Raw genomic sequence first — 24229 nt, 5'->3', positions numbered from 1 at the left:
GGGGTAATCCATTTGCGATCCGGAACGGCTGCACATCAACGATGCTGTCACCGTGCAGTACGCTTTTGTTATCACATCGCGCTGTAATGGGTGGATTTCGACACATTCCAGAAAATACATGGGTGGAATTCCACCCATCACATCTCGGTCATGTGCCTGTGCAGCTCGTATTTCTGCATTTTTTCGTAAAGCGTTTTGCGGGAAATGCCGAGGTTCTCATATACCGATTTCAGGTTACCCTTATGAGCGGCAATCGCCCGTGCAATCAGGCTTTTTTCGTAAGCGGCCACCCTGGCCGCAAGCCCACCGATCTCGCCAGCCGACATTGACGGTGATGTGTCGCCCCCCTCACCGTCCAGACCGAGAACGAAACGATCCGCGGCGTTGCGCAGCTCACGGACATTTCCCGGCCATTCGCGCAACGACATCGTGGACAACAGATCCTGCGGAACGTCCACATCCTCCCGCCCATAACGGGCAGCAGCCTCGCGCACCAGATGCAGAAACAGAAGCGGAATATCCGCGCTGCGCTGCGACAGCGACGGCACGAGCAATGTCGCGACATTCAGACGATACAAGAGATCGGCACGGAAGCGTCCGGCAGCCACCTCCCGCTCGAGATCGACCTTGCTGGTGGCGATGAAACGCACATCGAGCTCCACCATTTCGTTGGACCCCAACCGGGTTATCACCCTCTCCTGCAGAACGCGCAGGAAACGGCCCTGAAGCTCGAAAGGCATGGAGCCGATTTCATCGAGCAGGATCGTTCCGCCGCGAGCATGTTCGAATTTGCCGTATCGGGGCCGAAGCGCGCCGGGGAAAGCCCCCGCCTCGTGACCGAACAGTTCGCTCTCGATCAGGGTCTGCGGCAGAGCAGCGCAATTGATCGCTACAAAAGGCCGGTTGCTTCTGGCGCTGACGTCGTGCAGCGCCCGCGCCACGACCTCCTTTCCGGCTCCCGTATCGCCCACGATCAACGTATCGGCATCCGTCGCGCCGATGGCGCGGATCCGGTAGCGCAGGTCGACCATGACCTGCGTTCTTCCGGGCAGGCGCGTCTCCAGATCGTCACGTTTACCCGCAACAGCCTTCAGCCGCCGGTTTTCCAGCACAAGTGCGCGTCTGTCCTCCGCCCGCTTGATGACGCCTGCGAGGTATTGCGGCGTGAAAGGCTTTTCGATGAAGTCGTAAGCACCGTTGCGCATGGCACTGACGGCAAGCTGGACGTCACCATGGCCTGTCATCAGGATCACCGGAATCTCCGGATCCAGTTCGCGGACCTTCTGCAACAGTGTCATGCCATCCATGCCGGGCATGCGGATATCGCTGACGACCACGCCATCGAAGCTGTAACCGATCAGTTCCAGCGCGTGTTCGGCACTGGTGAGCATGGTGACGTTGAAGCCGGAAAGCTCCAGGGCCTGCGCCGTCGAAAAACGCAACTCCTCTTCGTCATCGATCAACAGAACGCGGGAGACATTCATTCGGCAGCGGCCTCCGCGACATACACAGCGGCAGGCAGCTCGATTTCGAATTCCGCCCCACCCTCATCATGGTTGCGGACACGGAGCTGACCACCGAAATCCTTGATGATGTTGTAGGATATCGAAAGGCCAAGGCCCAGACCGCGCCCCACACCCTTTGTCGTGAAAAAAGGATCGAAGATACGCTCGGCGATTGCCGGAGGCACGCCCGGTCCATGATCCCGAATGAAAATCGAAACCGTAGGGCCATTCAAACGTGCCACACATGCGATCTTTCTATCTTTACGACCTTCCACCGCATCGGCGGCATTGGAAATGATGTTGACCAGAACCTGCTGCAAGCGGACCGGACCGGCCTTCACCGCCAGCGGCATTTCCCCCAGATCGATATCCAGCACCGCGTCCGCAGCCTTCAGCCTTGCGCCGACAATTTCCAACGTATCGCGAAGAACAGTTTCCAGCAGGACAGCACTGGTTTTTTCATTGGGCTTGCGGGCGAAGTTACGCAGATGCCTGCTGATCGATGCCATGCGGTCGATCAGACCCGAGATGCGTTTGAGATTTTCCGTGACGTCATCCACCCTGCCCCGTTCTACAAGGAGCGCGGCGTTCTCCGCATAGTTCTTGGCTGCTGCAAGCGGCTGGTTGAACTCATGTGACAGGGCTGCCGACATCTGGCCAAGCGCGGCAAGTTTGCCCGCCTGGACAAGATCATTCTGCATCTTGCGAAGCTGCTTTTCTGTTTGCCGCCGCTCGGCAACTTCATGCTCGATTTCGCGATTGACGCGGGCGAGGTCAGCGGTACGCTCCTCCACCCTGCGTTCAAGCTCGGCCTGTGCCTCGGCCTGATGGACGAGACGCTCCCGCATGCGTCGTCGGCGCTGGAGCATGGCGGCAATGAGCGCGATCGCAAGGCACAGGCACAGGACGATAGCGGCCATCGTCGTCTTGACCTGGGTCCGCAATGACCCCGTATCGATCAGCACGTTGACCGTCCATCCTGCTTCCGGCATGGACTGGGACAGGACCAGATACTCCCTTTCGTCCTCGTTCTGGCGGATGGTCATAAGCTGATGCGTGCCGAAACTGCCCGTCCTCTGCGGAAGTTCCTTGAGTTGGGCATCGGAGTAACGACGCGACGCACTAGTGCGCGCCAGTCGTTCCGGCGTCAGCGGCATCAGGCTGGAATACAGCCATTGCGGCGTCCCGGTCATGAAGATGATGCCTTCGGGATCAGACACGAGAATGCGGTTCTCACCATCCCCGAACGATGCCTCTATGCCCTCGATATCGACCTTGAAGACAATGACGCCCTTGATCTGCTCGTCAAAGAGAATGGGCGCGGAGAAATAGTAACCGCGCTTGTTGGATGTGGTGCCAAGTGCGAAAAACCGGGACTGCAAACCTTTGGCGGCATCCTGAAAATAGGGGCGGTAGCTGAAGTTCTGACCGACGAAGCTCGCCGGCCCATCATAGTTGCTGGCGGCAATCGTCTCGCCATCCAGCGTCATGATGTAAATGTCGGAGGATTCCAGCAGGATGTTGATGGATTTAAGATAAACGTTGGCGCGCTGACGCATCGCCAGATCCTGCGGATGCACGACAAGTTCCTCGATGTCATCGTGATCGGCGATAAGCGCTGGCAGAGGCTCGTAGCGACTGAGAAGCCCGCCAAGCGCGGATACCGCCAGCCTCAGCGTCGTCTGTCCCTGATCTGACACTTCGGCAAAATATTGTTCGGCAATAATATCGCTGCCTTTGGTGAAGGCTCCATAACCCACACCAAAAGCCAAAAGCACCAGCGCTATCCAGCGGTATCTCAACGGCCACCACCCTCCCATTTCGGGCTCTATGCCCGGCCTCCAGAAAGGATTTTATGAGGTGTGCCGGATTTTTCCAAGTGAGCGGCCTGGACGCACAAAAACTAAAACCGGCCGAATGGGCCGGTTTTCGTAAATTCTCGACGTCAGAAAGCTTATGCGCTTTCCTTCGGCGTCAGAACCTGACGACCACGGTACATACCGGTCTTCAGATCGATATGGTGCGGGCGGCGCAGTTCGCCGGAGTTCTTGTCTTCGACGTAGGTAGAAGCCTTGAGGCCATCAGCCGAACGGCGCATACCACGCTTGGAAGGGCTCGTTTTTCTTTTAGGTACTGCCATTTGTGTTACTCCACTTTAGCGGCGAAACAACGGAACCGGCCAGAACCAAAGGCCGAATGTCGGGTGTCTCGATATCGGAAATTTGGCGCGCTTATACATGCCTCTCAGGGCTTTGACCAGCCCTAACGCGCATTTTTTCGGATTCAGCAGAATCCGGCGTACCACATAGCAAATCACCCTCCACGCTTTTCCGTTGCATGAAGTGGCGCATAACACGGGAATTCACTGAAAGCGAATGTCCGCGCCCCGAAAAATAACGAAGTGCAGGGTCAGTGCGCCTCGTCCCAGTTGTCGGCCGCACGCGCATCCACCTGCAGCGGCACCCTCATGGAAATCGCCGGCATGGCCGCATTCTCCATTGTGTGCGTGACCGTCTTCAACGTCGCCTCGACCACCTGATCCTCCACCTCGAAGATCAGTTCGTCATGGACCTGCAACAGCATGCGTGCCTGTTCAGCCAGGCCCGCTTCGGCAAGCGCGCCATCCATACGCACCATCGCACGGCGAATGATATCCGCCGCCGATCCCTGAATGGGGGCGTTGATCGCCGCACGTTCGTTGAATGCCTTTACGGAGGGATTGGACGAACGGATTTCGGGATAATAGGCACGGCGTCCGAAGATGGTTTCGACATAGCCGTTTTCGCGCGCAAATGCCTTGGTCTGCTCCATGTAATCACGGATGCCAGGGAAACGTTCGAAATACTTCTTGATGTATTCACCGGCCTCCGAGCGGGCGATGCTGAGCTGGTTAGCCAGACCGAAAGCGGAAATACCGTAGATGATACCGAAATTGATGGCCTTGGCGCGTCGACGCACTTCCGAGGGCATGCCTTCCACCGGCACGCCGAACATTTCGGATGCCGTCATGGCGTGGATATCGATGCCATTCTCAAAGGCGTTGCGAAGCTGCGGAATGTCAGCGACATGGGCGAGCACGCGCAGTTCGATCTGACTGTAGTCCGCCGACAGAAGCTTGTGGCCCGGTGTCGAGATGAACGCCGTCCGGATCTTGCGGCCTTCGGCGGTACGGACCGGAATGTTCTGCAAGTTCGGTTCGGAAGAGGAAAGCCGACCTGTCGTGGTGGAGGCCAGCGCATAGGACGTGTGTACGCGCTTGGTCTGAGGGTGGATGTAACCCGGCAGCGCATCCGTATAGGTCGACTTCAACTTCGTAAGCTGGCGCCAATCAACGATCTTGCGTGGCAGTTCCGCACCCTCGGCAGCAAGATCTTCCAGAACCTGAGCCGATGTCGACCACTGGCCGGTCTTGGTCTTCGAACCGCCCGGCAGTCCCATCTTGCCGAAAAGAATGTCGCCGAGCTGCTTTGGCGAACCGACGTTGAAACGCTCACCGGCCAGCTCGTAGATTTCTTCCTCGAAGGCGGCCGCTTTCTGCGCCAGTTCTCCGGAAAGACGCGACAGGATCTGCCGGTCCACCGTGATGCCGCGCTCTTCCATATGCGCCAGAACAGGCACCAGCGGACGCTCCAGCCGCTCGTAAACCTTGGTCAGCCCTTCGGCAACGAGGCGTGGTTTCAGCACCATCCAGAGCCGCAGCGTCACATCTGCATCTTCGGCCGCATAAGCGGTTGCCCTGCCAATGTCGACAAAATCGAAGGTGACGCCAGATTTACCCGATCCCGCCACGTCCTTGTAGGCGATGGGCGTATGACCAAGCCAGCGCTCAGACAGCGAGTCCATGCCATGCGTCGCCTTGCCGGCCTCAAGGACATAGGAGATCAGCATCGTATCGTCGAACCCCTGCATGACGACGCCGTGGCGCTTCATGAGCAGGTAATCGTACTTCAGGTTCTGTGCGATTTTCAAAACGGACGGATCTTCCAGCAGTGCCTTCAAACGCGGCAGCGCTTCGGCAACCGGAATCTGCCCCTCAACGAGCTTGATACCGTCGCTGAAGAGATCGCCGCCGGAGCCAGTCTTGTGCGTCAGCGGCACATATGCCGCACGGATATCCGCACCAGATGCGTCCTTGCCGTTATCGGCAATCGCCAGCGAAAATCCGACCAGCTCCGCCTGCATGGGATCGAGCGAGGTCGTTTCCGTATCGAAGGCGACCAGACCCGTTTCACGGGCAGCAGCAATCCAGTGATCGAGTTCAGCGAGATCGCGGATCGTCGTGTAGGATTCCGTATTGATCTTCACGCCTGTGAAAATCGTCGCTCGCGCTTCCGAGAGTTCCTGCGGCGTGCTGCCTTCGCCAGCGGCCTTCTTTGCCGGTGCGGAGGTTGACGGCTGCTGCGGCCCGGCTTTGGTGTCTGCTTCTGCCGTTACTGGCGCATCAAGATCGGGGCCGTGGGCATCGTCGCCCCGCTGCACCGGGACATCGGCAGCCTCGACGGCGGACGCATCGGTGTCGGTTGCCTCGGCAACGCGGCGCGTCAGCGTCGTGAATTCCATGGCCTTCAGGAAGGCGATCAGCTTGGGGCCGTTCTGCGGCTCCAGAACCAGCTGCTCCAGCGCCTGATCGAGTGGCACATCGGTCCTGAGCGCTACAAGCTGCCGGGAAAGACGGGCGAGTTCAGCATTGGCGATTATGTTTTCGCGGCGTTTCTGCTGCTTGATTTCGCCAGCACGCGACAAAAGCGTATCGAGATCGCCATATTCCTCCAGAAGCTGCGCCGCAGTCTTCGGACCGATGCCGGGGATGCCCGGAACATTATCCGTGGAGTCGCCGGTCATCGCCTGAAGGTCGATCATCTTTTCCGGCGGCACGCCCCATTTTTCGATGACATCGGGAATGCCGATCTGCTTGTCCTTCATCGCATCGTACATATGGACGTTGGGCGTGACGAGCTGCATCAGATCCTTGTCGGACGAGATGATGGTCACATCCGCGCCGACGGCCTCTGCCTGCCGGGCATAGGTCGCGATGATATCGTCAGCCTCGAAGCCTTCCGTTTCAATGCAGGGGAGATTGAAGGCACGCGTGGCCTCGCGGATGAGACCGAACTGCGGCACGAGGTCTTCCGGCGGAGCTGTGCGGTTGGCCTTATATTGATCGTACAGCTCGTTGCGGAAGGTTTTAGACGAATAGTCGAAGATGACAGCAAAGTGGGTTGGCGTGACGCCAACGTCGGTGTTGCGCGCATCCTTCAGCAGCTTCCACAGCATGTTGCAGAAACCGGAGACGGCATTGACCGGCAACCCGTCCGACTTGCGGTTCAACGGCGGGATGGCATGGAACGCCCGGAAAATGAACCCGGAACCGTCAACGAGGAAGAGATGATCGCCTTTTTTCATGGGTAGCATGGATAGCGCGGGGCCGTTTTGGCGTCCACACAAACTTCGTAAAACGCACCGTTAAGCACAGCGAACCGGAAAATCCGGAAAGGCCATAAAAATCATCGGAACCTTACCGATTTGTAATCCGAATTCCCTTGAAAAGCCGCATTTGCAGACACATTTCTTATCGGACGGCGCCTGATCACGCCGTAGTCTGATTGCAGGCTCGTCCCCCGCCGCGTCAGACCGGACAAAGGCCTTTCCCCCTCTCCGGGCCTTTGTCCTCCAACATGACCGCCATGGCCGACCCCTCCCGGCCGTGGCGGTTTTATTTTGCGCCGAATTCTGCGGCCAGCACGAATATTCCGTGCTATATATCCCATACTATTGAAATTGCCCCTCCATATCACCACGGCCTCGCATGGATGCAAAGACATGGAATTTTCCCGAGACGAATCCATCATCTATCTCGCCACCAAGATGGCGCGGGAATTCACCATGGCTCTCCAGAAGCGCGCCTCCGCGCTCGGGTTCTCACCCGGCCAGTTTCCTATCCTCATCGAGCTTTGGCATGAGGAGGGGCTGACGCAGCGGCAGCTGCTGGACAGGATCGACATCGAACAGGCGACGCTTGCCAATACCCTGTCACGCATGGAGCGGGACGGGTTGATTGCGCGTAAACCGCATCCGACAGATCGCCGTGCACAGATCATCACGCTGACGCCGCGCGGCAAGGAACTGGAAGCCAACGCCATCGCCGCGACCAGGGGCACGGAAGACGCGCTGCTGAGCGATTTCAGACAATTCGAGCGGCAGCTTCTGGCGGAGTATATGCGCCGGGCAATCAGCTGCGCCAAGACCGCCAGACAGGACTGACATCTCCGCCGCTCTCGTCTTTGATAGAGCATCGGATTTTCCGAAAAGCGCGTTACACTTTTCGACGCAATGCTCTATCGTGCCGCAGCCGAAGCCCTTCCGATTCCGGCGGCTTCCCCTTCTCAATTCCTGCGATTGGCGATGCCACCTGCTCGCATCATCGCCGGAACCATGACAGACATGACAGGATCAGCGATGACAGACGTTTCTCCCATTCTTTCCACGGTAGACGACAACCTTCCCTCCAGTCTCGAGCGGCTTTTCGAGCTTGTCCGCATTCCGTCGATCTCGACCGATCCCGCCTACAAGCAGGATTGCCGCAAGGCTGCCGAGTGGTTGACCAGAACGCTTTCCGAACTGGGCTTTCAGGCGTCCGTCCGTGATACCGCCGGTCACCCGATGGTGGTGGCCCATCACGATGCGGCGACGAAAGACGCACCGCATGTCCTCTTCTACGGTCACTACGACGTTCAGCCGGTCGATCCGCTCGATCTTTGGGAGAACGACCCTTTCGAACCGGCTATCAAGGATGTCGGCGAAGGCCGTCAGGTCATCACGGGCCGTGGCACAGCGGACGACAAGGGCCAGCTCATGACCTTCGTGGAGGCATGCCGTGCCTACAGGGAAGTCAATGGTGGCCTGCCGGTCCGCGTCACCATTCTGTTCGAGGGTGAGGAAGAATCCGGTTCTCCATCCCTGAAGCCCTTTCTTGAAGCCAACGCCACCGAATTGAAGGCCGAATATGCACTGGTGTGCGATACCGGCATGTGGGATCGCGACACGCCGGCAATTGCCGCAGCGCTTCGCGGCCTGGTCGGCGAAGAGGTCGTCATCACGGCAGCGGATCGCGATCTGCATTCGGGCCTGTTCGGCGGCGCCGCGGCAAACCCCATCCATATCCTGACCGACATTCTGGCTGGTCTTCACGACGCAACGGGCCGCGTTACGCTCGAAGGCTTCTATAACGGTGTCGAGGAGACGCCCGCCAACATCAAGGCGTCGTGGGAGACGCTCGGGCGCACCGCTGAAGACTTCCTCGGCGAAGTCGGCCTTTCGGTGCCTTCGGGCGAAAAAGGCCGCTCCGTGCTGGAGCAGACGTGGGCCCGGCCGACAGCGGAAGTAAACGGCGTTATCGGCGGCTACACGGGCGACGGTTTCAAAACCGTCATCGCAGCGAAAGCCTCGGCAAAAATCTCGTTCCGTCTGGTTGGGCAGCAGGATCCTGCCGCCATCCGTGAAAGCTTCCGGGCTTACGTTCGCTCGAAAATCCCGGCTGACTGCTCCGTGGAGTTCCACGAACATGGTGGCTCGCCAGCGATCCAGCTTTCCTACGATTCGCCGGTTCTGACCAAGGCGAAAAACGCGCTTTCGGACGAGTGGCCGAAGCCCGCCGTCGTGATCGGCATGGGTGGGTCCATCCCGATTGTCGGCGATTTCCAGAAGATGCTCGGCATGGACTCGCTTCTCGTCGGCTTTGGCCTGACGGATGATCGCATTCATTCGCCGAACGAGAAGTATGACCTGCAATCCTTCCACAAGGGCATCCGCTCCTGGGTCAGGATACTCGACGCACTGGCAACGAAATAAAGCAGAACAAAAAAACCGGCCTCCAGACGGTGGCCGGTTTTTCTCAAAATTCCGGTTCGGTCGCACGTCGTATCCCAAAAGCGCTGCGCACTTTCTCCACATGCCACCACCTGAAAAACAAAAAGGCCGGGCAAGCCCGACCTTTCCACTCGTTTCTACTTCAGTGCCAGTACATCCGTGGTCAAAGAGTTTGAAACGTCCGATGCTCCAGAGCGCGTCGGCTGTTGACCGACTGCATCTTCACAATCAGGATCGACTGCTTTGGTTAATCTTTGGTTAACGCAACAGCAGCGGCACTTTTTAAAGCGCCCGCCTGACAGCGTCTGAAGCACTGTTGAAACCTATATTGTATTCGAAGATGGCTTTTGCAAGGCCGAGGCCGCTAATAATGTTCGAAACAAAAAAGGCCAGACGCAAAGTCCGGCCTTTTCCTTATTTCCGGGCGCAACCTTGGAAGGTCACATCGCCGTATCAGGCAGCAACGAGGTTGCCCGCAGACATCTTGCCCGAGCGGCGGTCCTGCATCAGCTCGTAGGAGAGCTTCTGACCGTCGTTGAGAGCCGTAAGGCCAGCGCGCTCAACAGCAGAGATATGAACGAATACGTCCTGCGAACCATCATCAGGCTGAATGAAGCCGTAGCCCTTAGTTGCGTTGAACCACTTTACTGTACCAGTCGCCATAACGATTTCCTTCCGTTGGCAAATTGCATTTGCACTGCACGCAGTGCGGGTCTTGTGTCGAATTTGAAGGAAAGAAAGATCGTCGGGTGCGCCGTTAAGCGCCGAAGCTCTGGTCGTCAAACAAATTTCGATGCCGCAACACCTAGGTGGGGAGACCCGAAAAGTCAAGTTTCTTTGAAGTTGGCGTGATGTTCGGCATCAAATGGAGCCTCGCGACCCAAAAGAAATGCCAAAACGCAAAAACCCGGCGCGGGAGGAGGTGCGCCGGGTTCTTGAAACTGACTGACAATTGGGAGGAGGAGTATTGTCAGTCCAATCGGGCGACGCTGGGAGGAGGAGTGCGTCGCTTCGATGATTTGAAGATACAGCATTCCCGCTCAAAAAACAGCCACTCTATCGCAGCGCAGCATTGCGTTTTTTGCATGGCTTTTTCAGGCCGTCTTGCGGCACGCCGGCTTCCCGCCTAATAAATAACCATGACAATCGAATCCGTCCGCGCCTATTTCGCTGAAAAATCCCCTGACGTCACCGTCATCGAGACGGAAGCAAGTTCAGCCACCGTTGCACTGGCGGCCGAGGCACATGGCGTCGATCCCGATCAGATCGCCAAGACAATCTGCCTGAAGGCCGGAGACACCGTTCTCCTCGTTGTGGCAGCCGGAACAAAACGGCTCGACAATCGCAAATTCCGCGACCGCTTCGGCGCAAAGCCACGCATGCTGGGCGCGGAGGAAGTCGTTGCCGTGACCAGCCATCCGGTCGGTGGCGTGTGCCCTTTCGGCCTGCCGACACAAATACCGGTATTTTGCGACGTTTCCCTGAAAAGCTATGGCGAAGTCGTTCCGGCAGCGGGCGCCACCAATGCGGCTGTCAAAATTTCTCCGCACGCCATGGCGGAACTGACGCAAGCGGAGTGGATCGACGTCTGCCAATGACGTCGAAGTGATAGCCTTAAACTTAACCCCGCCTTAAATTGCCGCATTTAAGCTTTTCATCCCGGATTAAGGATCGCTCACGCATAATCGGCGTGCGATCAGACAATCAGAATGGAGCGGTTTCGGCTGGATGGCAGGCAAAGGCAAATCACGCGAACGGGTAGAACCCTCCTTCGGGGATTTTCACGATTCCGGCGATGACCTGCGTCTTGACGCCAGCGACCGCATCGGTGGCGGGCGCAAGCAGGCATCGAAGCCCGCAAAAGAAGAACCTCCTCCCCCCAGGCCACAGAAGCGTCAGGCACGGCAAAAGAACCGCCGAGCCGAACCACGCGGCATGACCGGCCTGTTCCGCTCACTTGTCTACTGGTGCATCGTTCTTGGCATCTGGGGTGGGATCGGTGTTGCGGGACTGGTTCTCTATTATGGCGCGCGCATGCCGAGTGCGGCCAGCTGGTCCATTCCCGAGCGCCCGCCGAATGTGAAGATCGTCTCCGTCAACGGCACCGTTCTGGCCAACCGCGGTACGACCGGTGGTGAGGCTCTCGCGCTCGAGGACATGTCGCCCTACCTCCCACAGGCGGTGATGGCGATCGAAGACCGGCGCTTCTACTCGCATTTCGGTATCGATCCATTCGGCCTTGGACGCGCCATCGTCACGAACGTCATGACAGGGCGCACGGTTCAGGGCGGCTCGACGCTGACGCAGCAGCTTGCCAAGAACCTGTTCCTCTCTCCGGACCGGACAATGGAGCGCAAGATACAGGAAGTGCTGCTCTCGTTCTGGCTGGAACACAAATATACCAAGGACCAGATTCTCGCGATGTACCTCAATCGCGTCTACTTCGGCTCCAATGCCTACGGCGTCGAGGCTGCTTCACGCCGGTATTTCAACAAATCCGCCCGTGACGTCAATCTGGGTGAAGCGGCCATGCTGGCCGGACTTCTCAAGGCACCGTCTCGCCTTTCGCCCGCGCGCGATCCGCAGGCGGCAGAGGAGCGCGCCCAGGTCGTTCTTCAATCCATGCGCGATGTCGGCTTCATTACCGACGACGAAATCAAGACGGCGATGTCGCAGCCGCCCACAAAGGCGAAACGTTTCTGGTCCGGTGCAGAGCATTACGCCGCCGACATGGTTCTGGATGAAGTCCGTATGCTGATCGGCGACGTGAAGCAGGACATCGTCGTCGATGCGACCATCGATCCGGATCTCGAGCGCGACGCCGAGAAGACGCTGGCCCATGTCCTGCAAGGCGACGGCAAGAAACAGGGCGCATCACAGGCGGCTCTCGTTTCCATTGATGGAACAGGCGCAATCCGCGCCGTGGTGGGCGGCGCGGACTATGCCGAAAGTCAGTTCAACCGTGCCGCCAAGGCAAAACGCCAGCCCGGCTCCGCCTTCAAGCCCTTCGTTTATGTCGCAGCCCTCGAATCGGGACTGACGCCCTACTCCCTACGCAATGACGCGCCGGTCAGGATCGGAAACTGGACGCCGGAAAACTACGAGAAGAAGTATCGCGGCGAAGTCACGCTGGCCACCGCGCTTGCCAATTCCCTCAACACCATCGCCGCCCAACTCGTGATGGAGGTCGGCCCTGACCGCGTGATACAGGTAGCGCGCCGAATGGGCATCGAATCCGAACTCCAGAGCAATGCCTCGATCGCGCTTGGCACCTCCGAAGTTTCTCTGCTGGAACTGACGGCATCCTACGCGCCCTTCATGAACGGCGGCTACAAGGCCACACCTCACATCGTCAAGCGCATCACAGATGCCGACGGCAAGGTGCTTTACGAGAACAAATACGACAATCCGCCGCGTGTCCTGAGCGAAGACATTGCCGCCACGATGAATGGCATGCTGTCCCGTGTCATCACCGAGGGAACAGGCAAGGCTGCTCGTCTTCAGGGATGGCAGACAGCGGGGAAATCCGGAACAACGCAATCGTTCCGTGATGCGCTGTTCGTCGGCTACACGAGTAATCTGACCACAGGCGTCTGGTTCGGCAATGACGACGGCACGTCGATGAAAAAGGTCACCGGCGGCGGCCTTCCGGCAAAAGCCTGGAAGGATTTCATGACGGCTGCCCATTCCGGCCTCAGCCCTTCGCCCCTGTTCGGTCTTGGCACGACCGGCGTTCCGCCGCTTGGCGATATGCAGCAGCCAGCACCGGAAAACGCCGCACCATCGATCGGCGACATCATTTCCAACGCGCTTGGCGGAGGCGCAACGGCTGATGTCTATCCGGCTGCTCCGGTCGCGCCTGACCGACCACAGGTCGATACCGGGCTGCCGCCGGCCGATGTTCCGATGCGCCGAACGGAACCCGACTATGCCGGCGGAGGCCCCGTTCCACCGGCGGATGTTGGTGGTTCCTACCCAGCAGGAAACGGCGCAAAACAGACAACGTTGCTCGATATTCTCTTGGGCAACTGAGTGTCAGGCTGATCGATTGAAAGCCGGCTGAAGTCCGCACAAATACAAAAAGCCCGGAATGATCCGGGCTTTTCACTTCATCCCAATTGAAATCAGTTGGTTGGCGTGGGCGCAGGTGCGGCTGCCGGATCAGGCAACGGGGCCGGATTGGCGGAAAGCGTGCGCAGATACGCAATGAGATCGGCGCGTTCCGTTTCCTTCTTGATGCCGGCAAAACCCATTGCCGTGCCCGGAACGTGCTTCTTCGGTGCTTCGATGAAGTAGCTCAGGTGGTCGTAGTCCCACTTTTCGCTGCCACCCTTGGCAAAATCCTTCATACCCGCAGAGTAGCTGAAACCTGCATGGCTGGCGATCGGCCGGTTTACGATATCGAAGAGATTGGGGCCGACCTTGTTTGCTCCACCACTCTCTCCGGTATGACAGGCTGTACACTTCTTGAAAGCCGTCTCGCCCTTGGCGGCATCCGCGCTGGCAAGCAGTTGGGCAATCGGCGTTGCGGCCGCGGCAGCACCCGCCTCCCCGCCAGCCTCGCCACCGCTCGTTTCCGCAACAATCGCGTAGCCTTCCTTCTCCGGCAAGGGTGAATGGAAGATGCCCTCGGATGCGATAGACACCGACATGAGGACGAAAACGGTGCCCAACAGCGCACCAACGCCCATGTTTACGTATGAATTCATCTATATGCGCTCCCTCGCATCCGATCGATATAAAACGGGTATCTTGAAATTGCTTGAAAGCTATGGCTTTTGCACAGCCTATGCAACTTGAATAATGCTCCCCACACCGTGACGTTTTGACACTTTTCGGGCGGGATTTGAAGGTGTCGGATGAAGAATAGAGATTTTGAAAAGGCAGTGGTGCTCATACCTGCCCGTATGGCCTCGACACGCCTGCCGGGCAAACCGTTGGCGGATATCGGCGGCAAACCGATGATCGTCCAGGTCGCCCTGCGTGCCCGGGAAGCCGGCGCAGAGAAAATCGTTGTTGCCGTCGATGACGAGCAGGTCTTCACCGCCGTTCAGAATGCGGGCTTCGAGGTGATGATGACGCGGGACGATCACCAGTCTGGCTCGGACCGGATTTTCGAGGCGCTTCAAAAAGCCGACCCTTATGGCAAGGCGGAATATGTCATCAACGTTCAGGGCGACCTGCCCACCATCGAGGCAGAAACGATCCGCGCGTCATTGCGTCCCATGGAAAATCCTGAAGTCGACATCGCGACTCTGACGGTCGAAATCACTGACGAGGAAGAAAAGACCAATCCGAATGTCGTGAAGGTCGTTGGCAGCCCGCTTTCCGAAACCAGGCTGCGCGCGCTGTATTTCACCCGCGCCACCGCGCCCTATGGTGACGGCCCGCTCTACCATCACATCGGCCTTTATACGTATCGTCGATCCGCGCTTGAAAAATTCGTCACCCTTTCACCGTCTCCGCTGGAAAAACGTGAGCGGCTGGAGCAGCTGCGGGCACTGGAAGCGGGAATGCGGATCGACGCGGAAATCGTGCGCTCCGTGCCATTGGGTGTCGACACACCCGCCGATCTTGAAAAGGCCCGCAACATACTTGCAGGCAGACCCCACTGATGGATAACTCCATGACAACCAGCAGAAAACGCATTGCCTTTCAGGGCGACTATGGTGCCAACTCGGACATGGCCTGCCGTGACATGTTCCCCGATATGGATCCGCTGCCCTGCCCGACCTTTGAAGACGCCTTCAACGCCATCGAGAACGGTGAAGCCGATCTTGGCATGATCCCTATCGAAAACACGCTGGCCGGTCGCGTTGCCGACATCCATCATCTGTTGCCGGAATCGCGGCTGCACATCATCGGCGAATATTTCATGCCGATCCGCTTCCAGCTGATGGTGCTTCCGGGTGTTCAGGCTGGTGAAATCCAAACGGTTCACAGCCATATTCATGCGCTTGGCCAGTGCCGAAAGATCATCCGCTCAAACGGATGGAAAGCCGTTGTGGCCGGAGACACTGCGGGCGCTGCGAAACTCGTATCGGAAAAAGGCGACCGCAGCATGGCAGCGCTTGCACCACGCCTTGCCGCAGATCTCTACGGTCTCGATATCGTTGCGGAAAATGTCGAGGACTCGGAAAATAACGTCACCCGCTTCGTGGTTCTGTCGCGCGATGAATCCTGGGTCAAACGCACATCGCCAGAGGAAGTCATCGTCACGACGTTTGTCTTCAACGTTCGCAACATTCCGGCTGCGCTTTACAAGGCCATGGGCGGTTTCGCCACCAACGGCATCAACATGACGAAGCTGGAGAGCTACCAGATCGGCGGCAAGTTCGTGGCGACACAGTTTTATGCCGATATAGAAGGCCATCCGGACGACGAAGCCGTGCGGCGTGCGCTGGACGAACTGCGCTTCTTCTCGGAAAAGGTGCGCATCCTCGGCGTGTACAAGGGGCACGCCATGCGCGACAAGCTCAACCAGAGCTGATCCGGGCAGCATATACGCTGCGCGCCAACACGACGCGCAGCGCTGAAACTTTCCCTCAACGGGTCATTTGGTCCATTCCACCCAGTCCCGCATCAGGCGATGTGCGATAGCGCCGCCATGGGGTCCGGATATTCCTTCGCCGGGCGTCGCCTCCAGCATTTCGGCAACTTCCGCCCTGGTGAACCACCGGCAATCTTCGAGCTCCGCTTCATCCCGGGAAATCTCCGACGAGAGCGCTTCGGCATAACAACCAATCATCAGGGAGTGCGGCATCGGCCAGGGTTGCGAGGCGTGGTAACGCACGCGTCCGATCTCGATACCCGATTCCTCATGGGTTTCCCGGCGGACCGCGGACTCGATCGTCTCACCCGGCTCGACGAATCCGGCAAGGCAGGAATACATGCCCGGCGCAAAATGCGCGCCGCGACCTAATAGGCACAGATCACGCTCGATATCGATGGTCATCATGATGACCACGGGATCGGTGCGCGGGAAAATCATGTTGCTGCATGCCGGGCAGACACGTTTATAGCCACCGATGCGCAGCTCCGTTTCCGTGCCGCAGCGTCCGCAGAAGCGGTTCTGGGCATTCCAGTGCGTGAGGCTGAGTGCCTGGGCAACCTCCCCCAGAAGTTCCTCGTCGAGCAGATGATCACGGTAAAGGGTGCGGGCATCGGCAAGCTTGTGGCTGCTTGCCAGCCGGTCTTCGGTCACTCCGACAGGAACGGCGATGCGCGGCTCACCCGTCTCGCGATAGCCGAGCAGGACGGCATTGTTGAAATCCGGCTGCAGTTCAGCCAGTTCATACGCGGAAAAAAGCGGATCGATCACCTGTTCGTCGTGCTTCAGCACGAGACGACCGCCAGCAAGCGCGAAGATGTGGGTACCGTCGATCTTCAGTGCATCGGCAACGCAGCTTTCGGTCCGTTTTTCGGCGAAACGATCAAGCGCATTTCTGGAGAATGCGGTCAGTGCACTTGCTTCGGGATGAGGGGCAGAGGTTTCGAAAATTTTTATTGAGATCATCAGAGCGCGCCGGAGATTTTTTGCATGAAAGATTTCTTGTCACTTGCCGCGTAAGGCACCGCAGTTCCGTGTCCCCAGATGGGACCGGGCCAACATGTGTCGCCTTCACTGCGGGCAATGATATGAACGTGCAATTGCCGCACGATATTGCCCAGCGCGCCGACATTGATTTTCGTGGAGCCCGTGACATCCTTCAAGGCCGCCGCGACCAGATTGGTTTCGAAAGTCAAGACCGCCTGATCGAGCGGTGTCAGCTCGAACAGCTCACTCACATCGTTTCTCTGCGGCACCAGCACGAGCCAAGGCCAGCGGCTGTCATTCTGCAAACGCAGTTCACATAGCCCCAATCGGGTCACGAGCTCGCTGTCCCGGGCCAATCTTTCGTCCAGCCGGAATGTCTCCAAGGCTTCCTCCATGTTTGTTTTCGCAGTGATAGCAGTTTTTTGAATGCTTGGCTTGCATTTGCTTTCGATATTGCCGATATGTGGCCCCGGGAGGTTGGTGGTGGACGAGCCACTCGCCAACCGGGTCAGGTCCGGAAGGAAGCAGCCCTAACGAGCCCGGCACGGGTCGCCGTGCCAGCCTCCCACCTTTTAATTTTTAAAAAGACGTGCTCAGCTTTCGCCGGGCCAGTTCCGCGCCCAAAGACAAACTGGCAAAACAAACTGGCGAGGCGATGAGCGACACCGTATCCACCACACCGAACACTTCCCAGAACGGGGCTGGATACCGGGTACTGGCGCGCAAATATCGCCCGAAAGATTTTTCCGATCTCATGGTCGGCCAGGAGCCGATGGTCCGAACGCTGACCAATGCGTTCGAAACGGGCCGAATCGCCCAAGCCTACATGCTGACCGGCGTCCGCGGTGTGGGCAAGACAACCACCGCCCGAATTCTGGCGCGCGCGCTGAACTACAAGACGGTCGACATCGACAAACCGACGATCGATCTTCGTATCCCCGGTGAACATTGCCAGGCAATCATGGAAGGCCGCCACGTCGACGTCATCGAGATGGACGCCGCCTCGCATACCGGCATCGACGACATTCGCGAGATCATCGAGCAGGTGCGCTACCGTCCGGTTTCGGCGCGCTACAAGGTCTATATCATCGACGAAGTGCACATGCTCTCGACGCAGGCTTTCAACGGTCTTCTGAAGACGCTGGAAGAGCCGCCGGAGCATGTGAAGTTCATCTTCGCCACCACCGAAATCCGTAAAGTCCCGATCACGGTCCTGTCACGCTGCCAGCGCTTCGACCTGCGCCGCATCAGCGCTGCCGACCTCGTCGGCCTGTTCACGGCCATTGCCGGCAAGGAAGGTTTCGAGGCCGATCCCCAGGCTCTGGCGATGATTGCGCGTGCGGCGGAAGGCTCTGCCCGTGACGGCCTTTCCCTGCTCGATCAGGCAATCGCCCACGGCGGCGGTCGCGTCGAGGCCGACACCGTGCGCGGTATGCTCGGTCTTGCAGACCGCGCCCGTATCGTCGATCTTTTCCAGCATGTCGTCAAAGGCGACGTTGCGGCGGCACTATCTGAATTCAACGGCCAGTATGAAGCGGGTGCAAACCCTGTCGTGGTTCTGAACGACCTTGCCGATTTCACCCATCTCGTCACACGCATGAAATACGTACCGGATGCGGCGGAAGACCCGTCGCTGTCGGAAGTGGAGCGGGTGCGCGGTGCGGAATTTTCGGAAAGCATCGCCGTTTCGACGCTGTCGCGCATCTGGCAGATGCTGCTCAAGGGCATCCCGGAAACGGAAAACGCCTCGCGACCTGCTGGAGCTGCAGAGATGGTGCTTATCCGTCTCTCACATGCCGCCAATCTTCCCGCGCCGGAAGATGCCGCGCGTCGCCTGCTGGAGCTTTCCAACGGCGAAGGCGGCATCCCGAACGGCGGCGGTAATGGCGGTGGAAACGGCGGCGGTGCACGCGCCTATTCTTCCACGCAGGCCGTGGCGTCAGCCCATGCAACCCCGCAGCGGCAACCGTCTGCGCAGCCGACAGCCATGCTGCGCACCGTGCCGGACAGTCGCCCACAGGATATGCAGGTCGCGGCAGCGAAAACGGAAGAGCGTCCCGAACCGAAGGTTCCGGTCAACACGCTTCAGGATATCGCCGATCTTGCTCAAAAAAATCGCGACCCGGTTCTCAGAGCGAAGGTCCGTAATTTTGTCAGGCTGGTGCGCCTGGAGCCGGGCCGCCTTGACATGCGGCTGGGCGATGGCGCACCGGGAACGCTTCCCGGCGAAATGGGCGTCAAGCTGAAGGAATGGACCGGTATTCACTGGATCGTCAGCCTGAGCAAGGAACAGGGCGAGCCGACACTCGTTGAGGCGGAAGGCAATGCTCGTACGGCGCGACTGGTGGACGCACGGCAGGATCCGGACGTTGCCGCCATTCTTGCGCAGTTTCCCGGCGCCAAGATTACCGACGTCCGCATCCGGGCCACGCAACAGGATGAGCAGGACGAAATCGCCCCGCCCTCCGTTGCCGAGTCCAGCGAAGGTGACATCCTTCCTGGCGACGACATCGAGTTTTAAAAGACAACAAGAACAGGAGTTTCAACCATGCGCGACATCATGGGCATGATGGGCAAGGTCAAGGAAATGCAGGCCAAGATGGAGAAGGTGCAGGAGGAAATCGCCGCCCTTGAAATCGAGGGTAAGTCCGGTGGCGGTCTGGTTACCGTCATTCTCAACGGCAAGGGCGAAATGCGTGGCCTGAAGGTTGATCCTTCGCTGTTCAAGGAAGACGAGGTGGAAATCCTCGAAGACCTGATTGTTGCTGCCCACAAGGACGCCAAGCAAAAGGGCGAAGCGCAGGCGCAGGAAAAGATGGCAGGCCTGACTGCCGGTCTTCCGCTGCCGCCCGGCATGAAGTTTCCGTTCTGAGCGAGGTTCAAACCTCAAGCATTGCGCGAAAGCGTTCAGCAAGCGGCGTGCCGAGGTAATCGGCACGCTCTTTTTCTGTCAGCCGCATGGGACGGAAACGCCGGAGAATGACCGGAATCGGCAGTTTCGTCCCCTGATACGGTTCAAACACGAGGCTTTCGCCAGCGCCAAGCAATCCACCCTTCAACACACGGCAATAGAACCCCGGATGACCGGCGTCGCGAAACCGTGGGGCGAAATCCGGCTCGCCAAGCCGGGCAGAGAGGGTGGCGCAGGGAATACGCGCCGCAGTGACCTCCAGCACCACCTCGGTTGCCAGAAAGCGGTCGCCAACGTGCAGCATCGCGCTGTCCACGCCATCAATGACGAGATTTTCCCCGAACAAACCCGGCTCCACGTCGCGCCCGAGACTTTGCGACCAGAAATCGAGATCGACCGATCCCATGGCATAGACCGCCTGGTCGGGCCCGCCGTGATGTTTGCGGTTGCAGACGGCATCACCGACAAGCCCTTCGCCGTCAACCATGACTGGACCGTGCACAGAATGCTTGAAAATGCCGGTTTTCGTCGTTTTTTCCGGCATGGTCCTTGCCTCGGCACGGCAGATTGCCTGTATTTTCATTCGACACCTTCTGCACTCGTGATTCCCGTTTCCTGATTTATGCGCTAGAACGCGCACATGGCAAAACGAGTCACCGGCCCCGAAATCGAAAAACTCATCCAGCTTCTGGCAAAAGTGCCGGGGCTTGGCCCCCGCTCGGCACGGCGTGCGGCGCTGCATCTTATCAAGAAGAAGGAACAGCTGCTCGGGCCTCTCGGCCACGCCATGGGAGAAGCCTATGACAAGGTGAAGATCTGCTCCTGCTGCGGCAATGTCGATACCATCGATCCCTGCACCGTCTGTTCGGATGTTCAGCGCGACCAGTCCGTCATCATCGTGGTGGAAGACGTTTCCGATCTGTGGGCGCTGGAACGGGCCGGAGCCATGAACACCGCCTATCACGTTCTGGGCGGCACGCTTTCTCCGCTCGACGGCGTGGGGCCGGAAGACCTGAACATCAAGGGCCTGATCGATCGCGTCAGCGCAGGCGGTATCCGGGAACTCATCATCGCGGTCAATGCGACCGTCGAGGGTCAGGCGACCGCTCACTACATTACAGACCGTCTCGCCGATCTCGGCGTCAAGATCACCCGGCTTGCGCACGGCGTGCCGGTGGGCGGCGAGCTGGACTATCTCGATGAAGGCACGTTGACGGCCGCACTAAGGGCGCGAACGGCTATCTAAGGCTTTCCGTTCCTTTCCAGAGGAGATTGAATGCGAATCCGATTTTCTGGCGTAGCGTTCGCCACCCTGCTTTCCACCCTGCCGGTCACCGCAGCCAACGCACAGTCGGTTCCGACTGGTACCGCTGCCGCCCGCTATGATGCGGATTTCAACGCGTGGCTGAAAAAGGAAATATGGCCGGAAGCCCGCAAGGCTGGCGTCTCGCAACAGACGCTCGACGCCACACTCAGCGGCCTCACGATCAACTGGAAATTGCCCGATCTCGTTATTCCCGGCCAGAAAGCGCCAAAAGAGCAAAGCCAGAGCCAGGCGGAGTTTTCGTCTCCCGGCGCATATTTCTCCGAGAAGCGGCTGCAGGGGCTTGCCGCCACGGGCCGCTCGCTGGCCGCCACACACGCCGCCACACTGCGCCGCATCGAGGCGAAATATGGTGTCCCCGGCACCATCATCGTGGCGATCTGGGGCCGGGAATCTGGTTTCGGGCGCGCCAAGCTGCCGCATACCGTCGTCGATGTGCTGGCGACAAAAGCCTATATGTCGACCCGCAAGGAGATGTTCCGCGTCGAGCTGATCGATGCGCTGAAGATCGTGCAAAACGGCGACATCGCTGCATCGAGGCTGATGGGTTCGTGGGCAGGCGCACTTGGCCAGCCACAATTCATGCCGTCGAGCTATCTGAAATATGCCGTGGATTTCGACGGTGATGGCCGTCGCGATATCTGGAACTCGGTTCCGGACGCACTTGCCTCCATAGCCAACTATCTTTCCCAGAAAGGCTGGCAGAACAACCGGGACTGGGGATTTGAAGTTTCCATACCCGCCAATGTCTCCTGCGCGCAGGAAGGTCCCGACCTCGCCCGGCCTGTCGCCGACTGGGCGAAGATGGGCATTACCCGGATTTCCGGAAAAGCCTTTCCCGCAAACGACCTGACCGCGGATGGCATGATGCTCGTCCCGGCCGGACGGCACGGACCGGAATTCGTGGTGACGCCGAACTTCTACGTCATCAAGGAATACAACAACTCCGACCTCTATGCACTGTTCATCGGCAACCTGGCCGATCGCATCGCTTATGGCGCGGGCCCGTTTCAGGGCGAGTGGGGCAATGTCGGATCGATGCTGCGCTCCGACGTGCTTGCCATGCAGAAAGCCCTAGCCGCAAAGGGCTACGACGTTGGCAAGGTGGACGGTCTGGCGGGCTTCAAGACGCGCCGCTCGCTTGGCGACTGGCAGGCGAAGAACGGCATTCAGCCGACCTGCTTCCCGGACTCATCCCTGAAGGCGAAACTGAAGTAGGTTTCTCCCGCCCTCAATGCACGTCGGTATGGGGCTTGTGAAAGATATCGTCGGTCGGCGGAATGGTCTGCCGCTCGATCATGCGGTGAACGCGAGGACGCGTTTTGCCGCGATGCAGGGTCAGCAGCCGGTCCCACGTCTCCGCATCTGCCTGGGTGCGGCGGTGATTGTGCCGGACATACTCCACCCATGTCGGCACATGGTAGCTCTCCGTCCAGATATCGGGATTTTCAAGATCGCGCATCAGGTTCCAGTTGCGGGCACCGTCCCGGATACGGACACGACGGCGCTCCCCCATCACCGACAGGAACTCGGCAAGATCCGAATCATCGATCTCATAGTCGATGAGGATGGCGATCGGCCCACTGCGCGGCTTGATATCGAGCCTCAGAGGCGGTTCGACGAAACGGTTGAGCGGATCCAGATTGAGGGACGCGAAGGCCGGCATCGCGAGCTTGAAGCCAACAACGACACCGAACAGCATCAGTGCGCAGGAACAGAGAAGCGAATAGCTGATCCCGACCTCTTCCGCGAGTGCTCCCCACAGCCAGCTGCCGACGGCTATGCCGCCGAAGGTCAGCGTCTGGTAGAGCGACAGCGCCCGCCCCACCACCCATCGCGGCGTGGACAGCTGCACGATGGTATTGAACAGCGAGAGGGCCAGCACCCACGATGCACCGGAAACGGTAAGAACGAGGGCGGTCAGAAATGCGTTCGTGCTGATCGCTGTCACACCGGCACTGAAGGCAAAGCCCAGAAACGCGACGCGTACGATCCATTCGCTGGACAGGACTTCGCGCAGACGCGCGCTGACGAGTGCACCGCCAATCGCCCCAACCCCGAAGGCACCCAGCATAACACCATAGGTAAGTGGTCCACCCTGCACCAGATCGCGGGCGACGACAGGCATGAGGGCAAGAATGGCACTTGCGGAAAGACCGAAAAGAAAGCCGCGGACCAGTACCTTGCCGATATTGGGCGACATGGCCACATACCGCATGCCGGCGGAAATCGCCGACAGAAGCTGTTCGCGAGGCAGGGTCGAAGGGTATTTCGGTGGCTGCCAGCGGAACAGCGCGTATATCAACGCGAAATAGCTCAGCGTATTGACGAAAAACGCCGCCGCCGCACCCGCCGCAGCGACTATGACGCCACCGATGGCCGGACCGACGCTGCGGGTGATGTTGAAGCCGACGCTGTTGAGCGTCACCGCAGCGGGCAGATCCTGACGTGGTACCAGTTCGCCGACGGATGCCTGCCATGACGGGTTGTTGAGTGCCGTTCCGCAGCCGATCAGGAAGGTGAAAAACAGCAGAAGCCAGGGCGTCAGCCAACCCGACCAGGCAAAAACGGTGAGCAGGACCGAAGCGACAAGCATGAGAAGCTGTGCGGAGATCATGATGCGGCGACGGTCAAAACTATCGGCCAGCGCACCGGACACCAGCGAGAAAAGCATGATCGGCAACGAGGTCGACGCCTGCACAAGCGCAATCATGTTTTCGGAGGTCGAGAGTGACGTCATCATCCACGCCGCGCCCACGGCCTGGATCAATCCGCCGAAATTAGAGGCAAGGCTTGCGAACCAGATTCGTCTGTAGGTCAAATGCCTTAGAGGCGCGAGTGGCGATTTACGGTCGGGCACGATCGGTCCACATGAAGCAAGTGCGATTGATCCGCTGCCGACTATAGACGGCGCGCGAAATGATGCCAGCCCTTCGCGGATGAGGATGGCAAAAATGTGCTGTCCAACGGCCCCCATGCCGGTTTGCCGGGAAAACCTTGCAATCGTACCCTGAAGCGTTTATATGCAGGTTCAAATTCTTGATCGCTTGATGAAGAGTGGGGTCGCAAGGCCCCGCTCTTTTTCG

20 protein-coding genes and 1 other RNA gene are annotated in these 24229 nt (G+C 58.9%); 11 read left to right on the top strand and 10 right to left on the bottom strand.

Going from position 1 to position 24229, the window contains the following annotated elements:
- Window positions 1-137 precede the first annotated feature (137 nt).
- From N7578_RS09740 to polA, 4 genes are all read right to left on the bottom strand, one after another.
- Window positions 138-1484 carry a sigma-54 dependent transcriptional regulator gene (locus N7578_RS09740; RefSeq protein WP_311110157.1) on the bottom strand — a complete coding sequence of 449 codons (1347 nt, stop codon included), beginning with the start codon at window positions 1482-1484 and terminating at the stop codon, window positions 138-140.
- Window positions 1481-3307, bottom strand: a complete 1827-nt coding sequence (locus N7578_RS09735) for a sensor histidine kinase (protein WP_311110156.1) — start codon at window positions 3305-3307, stop codon at window positions 1481-1483. The genes N7578_RS09740 and N7578_RS09735 overlap by 4 nt, the downstream gene beginning before the upstream one ends.
- A gap of 152 nt (window positions 3308-3459) precedes the next feature.
- Window positions 3460-3645, bottom strand: a complete 186-nt coding sequence (gene rpmF, locus N7578_RS09730) for a 50S ribosomal protein L32 (RefSeq protein ID WP_003514347.1) — start codon at window positions 3643-3645, stop codon at window positions 3460-3462.
- Window positions 3646-3914: 269 nt separating this feature from the next.
- Window positions 3915-6908 carry a DNA polymerase I gene (gene polA, locus N7578_RS09725; protein WP_311112452.1) on the bottom strand — a complete coding sequence of 998 codons (2994 nt, stop codon included), beginning with the start codon at window positions 6906-6908 and terminating at the stop codon, window positions 3915-3917.
- Between the two features lie 417 nt (window positions 6909-7325).
- Here polA and N7578_RS09720 point away from each other — a divergent pair, with 417 nt between their 5' ends.
- Both N7578_RS09720 and N7578_RS09715 read left to right on the top strand, forming a co-directional pair.
- Window positions 7326-7766 carry a MarR family transcriptional regulator gene (locus tag N7578_RS09720; protein WP_311110155.1) on the top strand — a complete coding sequence of 147 codons (441 nt, stop codon included), beginning with the start codon at window positions 7326-7328 and terminating at the stop codon, window positions 7764-7766.
- A 195-nt stretch (window positions 7767-7961) separates the two neighbouring features.
- Window positions 7962-9353 carry a dipeptidase gene (locus N7578_RS09715; RefSeq protein ID WP_311110154.1) on the top strand — a complete coding sequence of 464 codons (1392 nt, stop codon included), beginning with the start codon at window positions 7962-7964 and terminating at the stop codon, window positions 9351-9353.
- 471 nt (window positions 9354-9824) lie between these two features.
- Here the strand turns inward: N7578_RS09715 and N7578_RS09710 are convergent, their stop codons facing one another.
- Window positions 9825-10034, bottom strand: coding sequence for a cold-shock protein (locus tag N7578_RS09710; RefSeq protein WP_003492998.1), 210 nt, complete (start codon window positions 10032-10034; stop codon window positions 9825-9827).
- A 476-nt stretch (window positions 10035-10510) separates the two neighbouring features.
- On the opposite strand from N7578_RS09710, the gene N7578_RS09705 reads away from it, so the two are divergent.
- Entirely contained in the window at window positions 10511-10969 is a 459-nt protein-coding gene (locus N7578_RS09705) for a YbaK/EbsC family protein (protein ID WP_311110153.1), read from the top strand.
- A 130-nt stretch (window positions 10970-11099) separates the two neighbouring features.
- A complete protein-coding gene (locus N7578_RS09700; RefSeq protein WP_311110152.1) occupies window positions 11100-13403 on the top strand; it encodes a transglycosylase domain-containing protein in 2304 nt (767 codons plus the stop codon).
- Between the two features lie 92 nt (window positions 13404-13495).
- On the opposite strand, the gene N7578_RS09695 is transcribed toward N7578_RS09700, so the two are convergent.
- Window positions 13496-14080, bottom strand: coding sequence for a cytochrome c family protein (locus N7578_RS09695; RefSeq protein WP_311110151.1), 585 nt, complete (start codon window positions 14078-14080; stop codon window positions 13496-13498).
- 150 nt (window positions 14081-14230) lie between these two features.
- On the opposite strand from N7578_RS09695, the gene N7578_RS09690 reads away from it, so the two are divergent.
- Together N7578_RS09690 and N7578_RS09685 are read left to right on the top strand one after the other, a co-directional pair.
- Complete coding sequence (locus N7578_RS09690) at window positions 14231-14986, top strand: 3-deoxy-manno-octulosonate cytidylyltransferase (protein WP_311110150.1); 756 nt, start codon at window positions 14231-14233, stop codon at window positions 14984-14986.
- A gap of 11 nt (window positions 14987-14997) precedes the next feature.
- Window positions 14998-15861 carry a prephenate dehydratase gene (locus N7578_RS09685; protein ID WP_311110149.1) on the top strand — a complete coding sequence of 288 codons (864 nt, stop codon included), beginning with the start codon at window positions 14998-15000 and terminating at the stop codon, window positions 15859-15861.
- A 63-nt stretch (window positions 15862-15924) separates the two neighbouring features.
- Here the strand turns inward: N7578_RS09685 and nudC are convergent, their stop codons facing one another.
- Window positions 15925-16887, bottom strand: coding sequence for an NAD(+) diphosphatase (gene nudC / locus N7578_RS09680; protein ID WP_311110148.1), 963 nt, complete (start codon window positions 16885-16887; stop codon window positions 15925-15927).
- Window positions 16887-17303 carry an HIT family protein gene (locus N7578_RS09675; protein WP_311110147.1) on the bottom strand — a complete coding sequence of 139 codons (417 nt, stop codon included), beginning with the start codon at window positions 17301-17303 and terminating at the stop codon, window positions 16887-16889. The genes nudC and N7578_RS09675 overlap by 1 nt, the downstream gene beginning before the upstream one ends.
- Window positions 17304-17380: 77 nt before the next feature.
- On the opposite strand from N7578_RS09675, the gene ffs reads away from it, so the two are divergent.
- The 3 genes from ffs (at window position 17381) to N7578_RS09660 (ending at window position 19780) form a co-directional block, all read left to right on the top strand.
- An RNA gene (gene ffs / locus N7578_RS09670) (signal recognition particle sRNA small type) lies at window positions 17381-17477 on the top strand.
- Between the two features lie 86 nt (window positions 17478-17563).
- A complete protein-coding gene (locus N7578_RS09665; RefSeq protein WP_311110146.1) occupies window positions 17564-19429 on the top strand; it encodes a DNA polymerase III subunit gamma/tau in 1866 nt (621 codons plus the stop codon).
- A gap of 27 nt (window positions 19430-19456) precedes the next feature.
- Window positions 19457-19780: a YbaB/EbfC family nucleoid-associated protein gene (locus N7578_RS09660; protein WP_311110145.1), complete on the top strand. Its 324-nt coding sequence runs from the start codon at window positions 19457-19459 to the stop codon at window positions 19778-19780.
- 7 nt (window positions 19781-19787) lie between these two features.
- On the opposite strand, the gene N7578_RS09655 is transcribed toward N7578_RS09660, so the two are convergent.
- Window positions 19788-20402 carry an MOSC domain-containing protein gene (locus tag N7578_RS09655; protein ID WP_311110144.1) on the bottom strand — a complete coding sequence of 205 codons (615 nt, stop codon included), beginning with the start codon at window positions 20400-20402 and terminating at the stop codon, window positions 19788-19790.
- A gap of 57 nt (window positions 20403-20459) precedes the next feature.
- Between N7578_RS09655 and recR the strand changes: the two genes are divergently transcribed.
- Together recR and N7578_RS09645 are read left to right on the top strand one after the other, a co-directional pair.
- Window positions 20460-21065, top strand: coding sequence for a recombination mediator RecR (gene recR / locus N7578_RS09650; protein ID WP_311110143.1), 606 nt, complete (start codon window positions 20460-20462; stop codon window positions 21063-21065).
- A 30-nt stretch (window positions 21066-21095) separates the two neighbouring features.
- Window positions 21096-22361: a lytic murein transglycosylase gene (locus N7578_RS09645; protein WP_311110142.1), complete on the top strand. Its 1266-nt coding sequence runs from the start codon at window positions 21096-21098 to the stop codon at window positions 22359-22361.
- 13 nt (window positions 22362-22374) lie between these two features.
- Here the strand turns inward: N7578_RS09645 and N7578_RS09640 are convergent, their stop codons facing one another.
- Complete coding sequence (locus tag N7578_RS09640; RefSeq protein ID WP_311110141.1) at window positions 22375-24003, bottom strand: MFS transporter; 1629 nt, start codon at window positions 24001-24003, stop codon at window positions 22375-22377.
- Window positions 24004-24229: the final 226 nt, after the last annotated feature.

Source organism: Agrobacterium tumefaciens (genome assembly GCF_031801495.1).
Classification (GTDB): Bacteria; Pseudomonadota; Alphaproteobacteria; order Rhizobiales; family Rhizobiaceae; genus Agrobacterium; species Agrobacterium tumefaciens_K.
The sequence above is the reverse complement of the archived record's forward strand: the minus strand, read 5'-3'. Positions and strand labels throughout refer to the sequence as shown.

Coding starts and splice junctions, on each gene's coding strand:
- N7578_RS09740 (WP_311110157.1), bottom strand. CDS start 1,484: ATGAATGTCTCCCGCGTTCTGTTGATCGATGACGAAGAGGAGTTGCGT.
- rpmF (WP_003514347.1), bottom strand. CDS start 3,645: ATGGCAGTACCTAAAAGAAAAACGAGCCCTTCCAAGCGTGGTATGCGC.
- polA (WP_311112452.1), bottom strand. CDS start 6,908: ATGAAAAAAGGCGATCATCTCTTCCTCGTTGACGGTTCCGGGTTCATT.
- N7578_RS09720 (WP_311110155.1), top strand. CDS start 7,326: ATGGAATTTTCCCGAGACGAATCCATCATCTATCTCGCCACCAAGATG.
- N7578_RS09715 (WP_311110154.1), top strand. CDS start 7,962: ATGACAGACGTTTCTCCCATTCTTTCCACGGTAGACGACAACCTTCCC.
- N7578_RS09710 (WP_003492998.1), bottom strand. CDS start 10,034: ATGGCGACTGGTACAGTAAAGTGGTTCAACGCAACTAAGGGCTACGGC.
- N7578_RS09705 (WP_311110153.1), top strand. CDS start 10,511: ATGACAATCGAATCCGTCCGCGCCTATTTCGCTGAAAAATCCCCTGAC.
- N7578_RS09700 (WP_311110152.1), top strand. CDS start 11,100: ATGGCAGGCAAAGGCAAATCACGCGAACGGGTAGAACCCTCCTTCGGG.
- N7578_RS09695 (WP_311110151.1), bottom strand. CDS start 14,080: ATGAATTCATACGTAAACATGGGCGTTGGTGCGCTGTTGGGCACCGTT.
- N7578_RS09690 (WP_311110150.1), top strand. CDS start 14,231: ATGAAGAATAGAGATTTTGAAAAGGCAGTGGTGCTCATACCTGCCCGT.
- N7578_RS09685 (WP_311110149.1), top strand. CDS start 14,998: ATGACAACCAGCAGAAAACGCATTGCCTTTCAGGGCGACTATGGTGCC.
- nudC (WP_311110148.1), bottom strand. CDS start 16,887: ATGATCTCAATAAAAATTTTCGAAACCTCTGCCCCTCATCCCGAAGCA.
- N7578_RS09675 (WP_311110147.1), bottom strand. CDS start 17,303: ATGGAGGAAGCCTTGGAGACATTCCGGCTGGACGAAAGATTGGCCCGG.
- N7578_RS09665 (WP_311110146.1), top strand. CDS start 17,564: ATGAGCGACACCGTATCCACCACACCGAACACTTCCCAGAACGGGGCT.
- N7578_RS09660 (WP_311110145.1), top strand. CDS start 19,457: ATGCGCGACATCATGGGCATGATGGGCAAGGTCAAGGAAATGCAGGCC.
- N7578_RS09655 (WP_311110144.1), bottom strand. CDS start 20,402: ATGAAAATACAGGCAATCTGCCGTGCCGAGGCAAGGACCATGCCGGAA.
- recR (WP_311110143.1), top strand. CDS start 20,460: ATGGCAAAACGAGTCACCGGCCCCGAAATCGAAAAACTCATCCAGCTT.
- N7578_RS09645 (WP_311110142.1), top strand. CDS start 21,096: ATGCGAATCCGATTTTCTGGCGTAGCGTTCGCCACCCTGCTTTCCACC.